At 68.4% G+C, this 8,971-nt stretch carries 10 protein-coding genes; 4 read left to right on the top strand and 6 right to left on the bottom strand.

Features of this window, described 5'->3' with window-relative positions; all coding sequences use genetic code 11:
* Positions 1–23 precede the first annotated feature (23 nt).
* From qcrB to ctaE, 4 genes are read right to left on the bottom strand one after another with little or no spacing between them, the layout of a single operon-like run.
* Positions 24–1,691 (bottom strand): cytochrome bc1 complex cytochrome b subunit, encoded by a 1,668-nt coding sequence (qcrB, locus tag AVR91_RS02240; RefSeq protein ID WP_063270917.1) that lies wholly within the window; start codon positions 1,689–1,691, stop codon positions 24–26.
* The gene (gene qcrA / locus AVR91_RS02235; protein WP_063270918.1) at positions 1,688–2,821 is read right to left on the bottom strand and encodes a cytochrome bc1 complex Rieske iron-sulfur subunit; all 1,134 of its coding nucleotides are present in this window, start codon (positions 2,819–2,821) and stop codon (positions 1,688–1,690) included. Before qcrA ends, qcrB begins: the two co-directional genes overlap by 4 nt.
* Positions 2,818–3,636, bottom strand: coding sequence for a cytochrome bc1 complex diheme cytochrome c subunit (qcrC, locus tag AVR91_RS02230; protein WP_016336045.1), 819 nt, complete (start codon positions 3,634–3,636; stop codon positions 2,818–2,820). Before qcrC ends, qcrA begins: the two co-directional genes overlap by 4 nt.
* A gap of 55 nt (positions 3,637–3,691) precedes the next feature.
* Entirely contained in the window at positions 3,692–4,315 is a 624-nt protein-coding gene (gene ctaE, locus AVR91_RS02225) for an aa3-type cytochrome oxidase subunit III (RefSeq protein ID WP_076153294.1), read from the bottom strand.
* A 95-nt stretch (positions 4,316–4,410) separates the two neighbouring features.
* On the opposite strand from ctaE, the gene AVR91_RS02220 reads away from it, so the two are divergent.
* The 3 genes from AVR91_RS02220 (at position 4,411) to trpD (ending at position 6,329) form a co-directional block, all read left to right on the top strand.
* Positions 4,411–4,827, top strand: a complete 417-nt coding sequence (locus AVR91_RS02220) for a hypothetical protein (RefSeq protein WP_063270919.1) — start codon at positions 4,411–4,413, stop codon at positions 4,825–4,827.
* A 61-nt stretch (positions 4,828–4,888) separates the two neighbouring features.
* Complete coding sequence (locus AVR91_RS02215) at positions 4,889–5,299, top strand: hypothetical protein (RefSeq protein WP_063270920.1); 411 nt, start codon at positions 4,889–4,891, stop codon at positions 5,297–5,299.
* A gap of 4 nt (positions 5,300–5,303) precedes the next feature.
* Complete coding sequence (gene trpD, locus AVR91_RS02210; RefSeq protein WP_063270921.1) at positions 5,304–6,329, top strand: anthranilate phosphoribosyltransferase; 1,026 nt, start codon at positions 5,304–5,306, stop codon at positions 6,327–6,329.
* Positions 6,330–6,538: 209 nt separating this feature from the next.
* Here trpD and AVR91_RS02205 read toward each other — a convergent pair whose 3' ends face one another.
* On the bottom strand, positions 6,539–7,504 hold the full coding sequence (locus AVR91_RS02205) for a helix-turn-helix domain-containing protein (protein ID WP_063270922.1): 966 nt from the start codon (positions 7,502–7,504) through the stop codon (positions 6,539–6,541).
* 52 nt (positions 7,505–7,556) lie between these two features.
* Here AVR91_RS02205 and AVR91_RS02200 point away from each other — a divergent pair, with 52 nt between their 5' ends.
* Positions 7,557–7,946 carry a cupin domain-containing protein gene (locus AVR91_RS02200; RefSeq protein ID WP_063270923.1) on the top strand — a complete coding sequence of 130 codons (390 nt, stop codon included), beginning with the start codon at positions 7,557–7,559 and terminating at the stop codon, positions 7,944–7,946.
* On the opposite strand, the gene AVR91_RS02195 is transcribed toward AVR91_RS02200, so the two are convergent.
* Positions 7,943–8,905: a GlxA family transcriptional regulator gene (locus AVR91_RS02195; RefSeq protein ID WP_063270924.1), complete on the bottom strand. Its 963-nt coding sequence runs from the start codon at positions 8,903–8,905 to the stop codon at positions 7,943–7,945. The genes AVR91_RS02200 and AVR91_RS02195 overlap by 4 nt on opposite strands.
* Positions 8,906–8,971 lie beyond the last annotated feature (66 nt).

Below are 8,971 nucleotides of genomic sequence, written 5' to 3'. Positions count from 1 at the left end.
GGCCTTCACGCGTGTCCGACGAGCTAGTGCCCGGAGGTGATCTCCTTGCGCTCCTCCGAAGGCTCGCCACCGATGTCGTCGACCTTGCCGTTGCCGTGCCCGTTGGAGCGGGCGCGCTCCAGCGCGATCGTCTCCTCGACCGGGTCCGGGGACCAGGTCGAACCTGCGACGGCGTGTCCGGCCGAGCCGAGCTTGTTCATCTTCTTCGGGACCGACGCGCCCTGGTACTCGAGCGGGATCGCGTGGCCGTGGTCGTCCACCGGGCCGAGCGGCTGGTGGATCTCGATGAATTCACCGTGCGGCAGGCGCTTGATGATGCCGGTCTCGACACCGTGCTCCAGCACCTCGCGGTCGGCCCGCTGAAGGCCGAGGCAGATCCGGTAGGTGATGTAGTACGCGATCGGCGGGGCCAGCAGGACACCGATCCGGCCCGCCCACGTCGTCGCGTTCAGCGAGATGTCGAAGGCGAACGCGATGATGTCGTTGAAGCCCGAGAGCATGATGACCGCGAAGAAGGTCAGGGCCATGATGCCCAGCGAGGTCCGGACCGGGACGTCGCGCGGACGCTGCAGCAGGTTGTGGTGCGCGGTGTCCTTGGACAGCTTTCGCTCGATCCAGGGATACATCACCAGCAACCCGATCAGCAGCGGCATCCCGATCGCACCGGGGAAGAACACCGCCGGGACCGTGTAGTTCCCGAGATAGAGCTCCCAGGCCGGCCAGATCCGCAGCATGCCGTCGGCCCAGGCCATGTACCAGTCGGGCTGTGAACCCGCCGAGACCTGCGCCGCGTTGTACGGGCCGATGTTCCAGATCGGGTTGATCTGGAAGAGGCCCGACATCAGCGCGATGACACCGGTGACCAGCGCGAAGAACGCACCGCCCTTGAGCGCGAAGACCGGCATGATCCGGACGCCGACGACGTTGGTCTCCTTGCGGCGCACGCCAGGGAACTGCGTGTGCTTCTGGTACCAGACCAGCGCGAGGTGCGCGGCCACCAGGCCGAGCATGATGCCCGGCAGCAGCAGGATGTGGATCGTGTACAGGCGCGGGATGATCTCGTTGCCGGGGAACTCCCCGCCGAACAGCGCCCAGTGGATCCAGGTGCCCATGACCGGCACCGAGAGCACGATGCCCGACAGGGTCGCGCGGATACCGGTACCGGAGAGCAGGTCGTCCGGGAGCGAGTAGCCGAAGAAGCCTTCGAACATGCCCAGGACCAGCAGCAGCGCGCCGATGACCCAGTTCGCCTCACGCGGGCGGCGGAACGCGCCGGTGAAGAAGATCCGGAACATGTGCACCATCATCGAAGCCACGAAGATCAGCGCGGCCCAGTGGTGCAGCTGGCGGACGAAGAGACCGCCCCGGACGTCGAACGAGATGTCGAGCGTGGTCGCGAAGGCACGCGACATCTCGACGCCCTGCAGACCGGTGTAGCTGCCGTTGTAGACGACCTCCTCCATGGAGGGGTCGAAGAACAGCGTGAGATAGACACCCGACAGCAACAGGATGATGAAGCTGTAGAGCGCGATCTCGCCGAGCAGGAACGACCAGTGCGTCGGGAACACCTTGTTGAGCTGGTGCCGCATGCCCTTGGCCAGGTGATACCGGTCGTCGGCCCACTTCGCACCAGCGCCCGCGGCCTTCTCGACCGGGTTCGTCCCCTTGGTCGGGGTGGTGAGTGAACTCATGACTTACGCTCCCAAAAGGCCGGTCCGACGGCCTCGTTGAAGTCTCCGCGCGCGATCAGGTAGCCCTCAGAGTCCACTGTAATCGGAAGCTGGGCCAACGGCCTCGTCGCCGGCCCGAAAATCGGCTTGGCGTAGTGGAGCGCGTCGAACTGCGACTGGTGACAGGGGCAGAGGATGCGGTTGGTCCGCTGCTCGTACAGGGAGGTCGGGCAGCCCACGTGGCTGCAGATCTTCGTGTACGCGTAGTAGTCGCCGAAGTTGTAGTCCTCCTGGCCCTGACGCTTGACGACCTTGGCGGCGTCGGTCGGGCGGAGACGGATCAGCATGACCGGGTTGTCGACGCGCTTGAAGGCGGCCGACAGCGCGTGCTCGTCGTTCTTCTCGGACTCGCGGTACGGGAACACCGTCTCCATGGCGCCCGCGTCGAGGTCCTCGGCCTTGACCAGGGAGATCTCGTGCGGACGGCCGGTGTTGCGGCGGAGGTAGACCTTCTCCTCCGGGAAGTTCTTCTTCCAGCCCGAGTGCCACAGCGAGTCGCGGTTCTCGGTGTCCTTCCACGGGTCCTTGATGAAGGACGCGACCGGCAGCGCCGCGACGGCGAGGCCGAGCACACCGGCGCCGGCGCCCGCGGACCGCTTGATCATCGAACGGCGCGCGATGGTGCTGCGGCTGCCCGAGTCGGCGAGCTGGGCGACGATGGTGGCCTTGTCGACCTCCTTGGAACCGCCGTCCCCGCGTTCCTGGACCGCGACCTCGGCCGGGATGAACTTCTTGGTGTAGAGGATCACCCCGATGCCGAGGCTGAGCACGGCGAGCCCGAGGGTGACCCCGAGCAGCGGCGTGTACAGGGTGTACAGCGTGTAGCCGTGCTTGCCCGGCTCCTTGTACTCGAACCACTCCGGCCAGGCGATGATCACGACGAACGCGAGGCCGGACAGCGCGGCCAGCACGAACCAGAGGGCGACGGCGCGCTCGGCGCGCTTCTCCGCCCGCGTTCCCTCGACCGGCCATGGTTTCGGGTACTCCACGATCTCGACCCCGTCGAGCGCGGTACCCAGCTTGACCAACTGGTCGCGATCCATGTCCGCCAATTCCGCCTCTGTCGGCGGCTTCGGCCCTTCGGCGCTCATGCCTTCGATCCAATCCACAACGTCACGCCGATCAGCGCGGCGATCCCGACGATCCACGCGATCGCGCCCTCCGAAGCCGGGCCAAGACCGCCGAGCGAGCTACCGCCGGGTGCGTTGTTCCCATCGCTGACGGACTTCACGAACGCGATGATGTCCTTCTTCTCCTCCGGCGACAGCTGCCGGTCGGAGAACTTGGGCATGTTCTGCGGCCCGGTGAGCATCGCGGTGTAGATCTGCTCTTCCGTGGCCGGGTCCAGGTTCGGGGCGAACTTGCCCGAGGAGAGCGCGCCGCCGCGGCCGGTGAAGCCGTGGCAGGAGGCGCAGTTGAGGCGGAAGAGTTCGCTGCCGCGCGCGACGTCCTCGCCGCGCAGCGCGTCACCCTTCTCGGCCGGACGCTGCGCGCCGCCGCCGTTGGCCTGGATGTAGGCGCCGAGCGCGTTGATCTCGGCCTCGGTCAGCTTCGGCGGCTTCCGCTGCGCCTGGGCTTCCTGACGCACCGCGGGCATCCGGCCGGTGGAGGTCTGGAAGTACACGGCCGCGTCGCCGATGCCGATGAGGCTCGGGCCACGGTCGGTGACACCTTCGAGCTTCGGCCCGTGACATTCGATACACGTGTTGTTGTAGAGCTTCTCGCCCTCGCGCAGGAGGGCGGATTCGCCCTGCGCCTGCGCGGTCTGCGGCTCCGGGGCGAAAACGGCGTACAACCCGCCCACGCTGAGCAGCGCGATCCCGAGCGCCAGCGCGCCGGCGAACCGCCTGCGCGCCTTCGACCGCTTGCGGAAGCGGCGCTCCGTGTTGTTCTTGCTGGAGGTCATCTTGCGGCAACCCTTGCTGTCAGTTCAGGCCGATAGGTCGTGGTGGCGGCTTCGTTCACGGAAGGATGTAGATCACCGCGAACAGACCCACCCACACGATGTCGACGAAGTGCCAGTAGTACGACACGACGATCGCCGAGGTGGCCTGGGCCGGGGTGAACTTGCTCAGCTTGGTGCGGATGAGCAGGTACACGAACGCGATGAGCCCGCCGATGACGTGCAGGCCGTGGAACCCGGTCGCGAGGTAGAAGACCGTGCCGTACGCGCCGGACGGGATCGTCAGCCCCTCGTGGATCAGGTTCAGGTACTCGTAGCCCTGGCCGAACACGAAGATCGCGCCCATGATCAACGTGATGATGTACCAGCGGCGGAGGCCGAACACGTCACCCTTTTCGGCGGCGAACACGCCGAACTGGCAGGTGAACGACGACGCCACGAGGATCACGGTGAACGGGATCGCCAGCGCGATGTTCAGGTGGAAGGGCTCACCGTGCAGCGGCGGCGGCCACTGGCCGGACGCGTTCTGCGCCTTCACGGTGAAGAACATGGCGAACAGTCCGGCGAAGAACATCAGTTCGCTGGACAGCCACACGATGGTGCCGACACTGACCATGTTCGGCCGGTTCAGCGAGTGGACCCGCTGGCTGATGGTGGGAGCTGCCGTTGTCACGCGTCGCATTATGTCCTCTCACGCATGGGGCCCGCCGGGTGGGTCCACGGCGGGTCGCGTGCGTGTCGGGTCACATCTGAACGAAAGTGGGAACCGGGCTACTCATGGGTTTACTAGATCGGCTTCGTGACCTGGTCAGGAAGCCTTCCGTACCGGGCCTGACGGTCGACACGCCCGGCGTGGAGATCGTCGTGACGGCCTTCGATCCGGCCGAGGCGGATTCCTCGGCGTTGGCGAGATCACCCTCTTGGGTCGCCGAAGCGCCCGCGATCCTGCGCCATCACTTGAAGCTGCCGCCCGAAAAGGTGGCGGAGGCGGCCTCGATCCTCGCCCAGGACGGCTGGGAGCTGCGAGAACAGGGCCCCGACGGGGAGTTCTCCCTCACGCACGCGCTGCGGGTCCAGACCCTCGACGCACTGCACTGCGCGCAGGAAAGGTCACGGATGGCGGGGCTCGCGCAACGGCTCGGCGGCGATTCGCTGGGCTGGGACGCGCTCCAGCCGTCGGGTGCGTCCACGTGATGTCGGTCATGGCGGATAACATCGCGGGGTCGACATGACTAGACGAGGCGGAGGCGCGCTCATGGGCGAGCAGGCGATGCGGATCCTGGTGTTCAGCCACAAGGCGGAGGTGCGCGAGGCGATCATCAACGCCGTCGGCCGCAGGCCCGCCGCCGACCTCGGCCGGGTGGACTACACCGAGGCGTCCGGTATCTCCGAGGTCCTCGTCGAGATGGACGCGGGCAAAGTGGACCTGGCCATCCTCGACGGCGAGGCCCAGCCGACCGGTGGCATCGGGCTGACCCGTCAGCTGAAGAACGAGATCGAGGATTGCCCGCCGATCGTCGTGTCGGTGCGGCGCAAGGACGACCGCTGGCTGGCGACCTGGTCGCAGGCCGACGCGGTGCTGGTCCACCCGCTCGACCCGCTGACCGCCGCCGAGACCGTCGCCGACGTGCTGCGCGCCCGGCGGGTGCCGGCCGTGCACGGCTGAGCCGGTGACCGCCAAGACCTGGCCGTCCCTGCTCAACCAGCTGATCGCGCGCGCGGATCTGTCCGAGGAGGACACCGCGTGGGCGATGGACCAGATCATGAGCGGGGCGGCGACGCCCTCCCAGATCGCCGGGTTCGCCGTCGCGCTGCGTGCGAAGGGCGAGACACCGGCGGAGATCTCCGGCATGGCCGACGCGATGCTGGCGCATGCCCGGCGCGTGACGATCGACCGGCCGTCGGTGGACATCGTCGGCACCGGCGGCGACCGGTCCAATTCGGTCAACATCTCCACCATGGCCACGGTGGTGACGGCCGCGGCCGGCGCCCCGGTGGCCAAGCACGGCAACCGGAGCGCTTCGTCGAAATCCGGCGCGGCGGACGTGCTGGAGGAGCTGGGCGTCACCATCGACCTGCCGCCGGAGACGGTCCAGCGCAGCGTGAACGAGCTGGGCATCGGCTTCTGCTTCGCGCCGAAGTTCCACCCGGCCCTGCGCCACGCCGGCCCCACCCGCGGTGAGCTGGGCGTCCCGACGACGTTCAACCTGCTGGGTCCCTTGACCAACCCGGCTCAGCCGCGCAGTTCGCTGATCGGCTGCGCCTACGAGGACAAGACCCGCGTGCTGGCCGAGGTGTTCGCGCGGCGCGGGATGACCGTGCTGCTCGTGCGCGGCGACGACGGCCTGGACGAGCTCACCACCACGACCACGAGTTCGGTCTGGGTGGTCTCCGGCGGCGAGATCACCGAGCGGAGTTTCGATCCCGCCTCGCTGGACATCGCGCGGGCGACCGCGGAGGACCTGCGCGGCGGGGACGCCGCGCACAATGCCGACGTGTTCCGTCAGGTGATGGCCGGGAAGACCGGGCCGGTGCGGGACGCGGTGCTGCTCAACTCGGCGGCCGCACTGGCGGCCTTCGCCGGGTTCTCCGGGTCGCTGGAGGACGATCTGGCGGCCGGTCTCGAACGGGCGGCCTCGGCCATCGATTCGGGTGCGGCGGCGGACCTGCTGAACCGGTGGATCGCCTTCGCCTGACCTGCGCCTGCCCTGGCCTGCCCTGGCCTCGGTCTCGCAAATGTCATGAAAGGGTCGTTCAGGACGTTTTTCGTCTTGAACGACCCTTTCATGACATTCGGCGACCGCCGGCACCCCGCCGGACGTCGCCCCTCAAGAGAGCGCTATGAACGGTCCGTTCCTTGCAAAATTTGCAAGGAACGGACCGTTCATAGCATCGGCGACCGGGATCACGAGGCGGTGCTGAACCGCGCCCGATAAGCCGTAGGCGTCAACCCAGTAGCCCGCCGAAGCTGCGTACGCAGGTTCGCAGCGGTCCCGAACCCCGAAGCCCGCGCCACCCGGTCCAGCCGCTGCTCCCCGCGCTCGATCAGCCGGCACGCAAGCGCGATCCGTTCCGTCGTGAGCCACGCCAGCGGCGTCGTCCCCAGTTCGGCACGGAACCGCCGGTGCAGTGTCGCCTGGCTCGCCGCCGCCCGCGCGGCGAGGTCGGCGACGGTGAGCGGCCGGTCCAGCCGTTCACGCGCCCACTCGAGCACCGGCGCCAGCGAGGTGTCCGGCACCGGCGGCAGCGGACGTTCGACGAACTGCCGCTGACCGCCGTCGCGGTGCCCGGCGAACACCAGCCGCCTGCTCACCGCGTTGGCGATCTCGGCGCCGTGGTCGCGGCTGATCAGGTGCAGCCCCAGATCGAGCGCGGCCGCGCTGCCCGCCGCGGTCAGGACGTCGCCGTCGTCGACGAAGAGCACGTCCGGCTCCAGCAGCACTTCGGGATACAGCTCGCGGAAGAGTCCCGCCCACTTCCAGTGCGTCGTCGCGCGCCGTCCGTCGAGGACCCCCGCCTGCGCGAGGGTGAAGGCGCCCGTGCAGAAGCTCACCATCCGGGCGCCCCGCTCGGATGCGGCGCGGACGGCCTTCAGCACCGGCTCCCCGGCCGGGCTCTCCGGATCGGGCCGGTTGGGCACGATCACCGTGTCGGCGGCCTCCACCGCTTCGAGCCCGGCGACCCCGGTGAGGGTGAACATGCCCAGGTGCATGCGCACGGACGGCTCCGCCGCGCACACCGTGAAGTCGTACCAAGGCCTGCCCAGCTCCGGCCGTCGCAGGCCGAAGAGCTCGGTCGCGACGCCCATTTCGAACGGGTTGGAGCCCTCGTCGACCAGGACGGCGACCTTGTGCGAGGAATCTTGCGACATATGCGATTCCTAGCACTCACTCCTCCGCCGGTCCAGTGACGAGGATCGGGGCATGAGCAAGCAGCCGATCGATCTGCGCACCGCGCTGGCCGGGTTCGACGAGATCTGGAGCCCGCGGATCGTCGCCCACGTCAACGACTACGACGTCCGTCTCGCGAAGGTCGCGGGCGAGCACATCTGGCACGTCCACGAGAACACCGACGAGTTCTTCCTCGTGCTCGACGGCACCTTGGACATCGCGTTGCGCGAAGAAGACGGCGAACGCGTCGTCACGCTCCCGCGCGGCTCGGTGTTCGTCGTCCCGCGCGGAACCTTCCACAAACCGTCCTCAGTGGACGGTGCGTCGCTCCTGCTGTTCGAACCGACCGGCACGCTCTCCGTCGGCGATCAACACGACGAGGTCCCCGACCACGTGCAGGTCACCGTGGGGCAGGAAATCTAGCCGGCGGAAAACGTCCTGCGGTACGCGCTCGGGCTGGTCCCCCGCAGCTTGCCGAACTGATGCCGCAGCGCGGCGGCCGAGGCGTATCCGCAGGCGGCCGCGATGTCCTCAATGGACAGACGACCTTCTTCGAGCAGGGACTGCGCGCGGTCGAGGCGGCGCTCGGTGAGCCACCGGTGCGGTGTCGTACCGGTGGCAGCCGAAAACCGGCGAAGGAACGTGCGCTCCCCCAACCCGCTGCGGCGGGCGAGTTCCGCGACGGTGAACGGCTGATCCAGCCGCCGCTCGATCCATTCGAGCGCTTCGGCGAGCACGGTGTCGTCCGGCGCGGCGGTCTCGGGCACCGGCGCCTGCACGAACTGGGCCTGCCCGCCGACCCGGTGCGGCGCGGCGACCATCCGCCTGGCCAGCGCCGTGGCGGCGGCGACACCGCGCAGTTCCCGCACCAGATGCAGGCACAGATCGACGGCGGCGACGGTGCCCGCGCTGGTGAGAACGCCGCCGTCGTCGACGTACAACGCTTTCGGATCGACCTTCGCCGCCGGGAAACGCGACCGGAACTCCTGCTCGTAGACCCAGTGGACGGTGCAGTTGCGCCCGTCGAGCAGCCCCGCGTAGCCGAGCGAGAAGACACCCGCGCAGAAGCCCGCGACCCAGGCGCCCCGGCTCGCCGCGTCGCGCAAGACCTCGAGCACCGGCTCCGGCGGGCTCGCGCTGCGCGGTGCGCACGTCGGGACGATCAGCAGGTCCGCGGATGCCGCGAAATCCAGTCCCCGCAGACCGTCGAGCCCGAAGCCGGACCAGCTCAGGACGTTCGCGCCGCCGGGCGAGCAGACCGCGAAATCCCAGCCCTCGATGCCGTCGGCGCTGCGATCGGTGCCGAAGACCTCGCAAGCGACACCGAGTTCGAACGGCGATACCTGATCGGCGAGCACCACCGCGACCTTCTTCACATCCATCCGGGCAGTCTGTCACAAGTTTTGCGGTCGATGTCATCTCTGACACTGGTTGAACGCGCACACGAA

The sequence above is a fragment of the Amycolatopsis keratiniphila subsp. keratiniphila genome, assembly GCF_001620365.2.
Classification (GTDB): Bacteria; Actinomycetota; Actinomycetes; order Mycobacteriales; family Pseudonocardiaceae; genus Amycolatopsis; species Amycolatopsis keratiniphila.
Note: the sequence above shows the minus strand (reverse complement) of the source record. Positions and strands in the feature narration are given on the sequence as shown.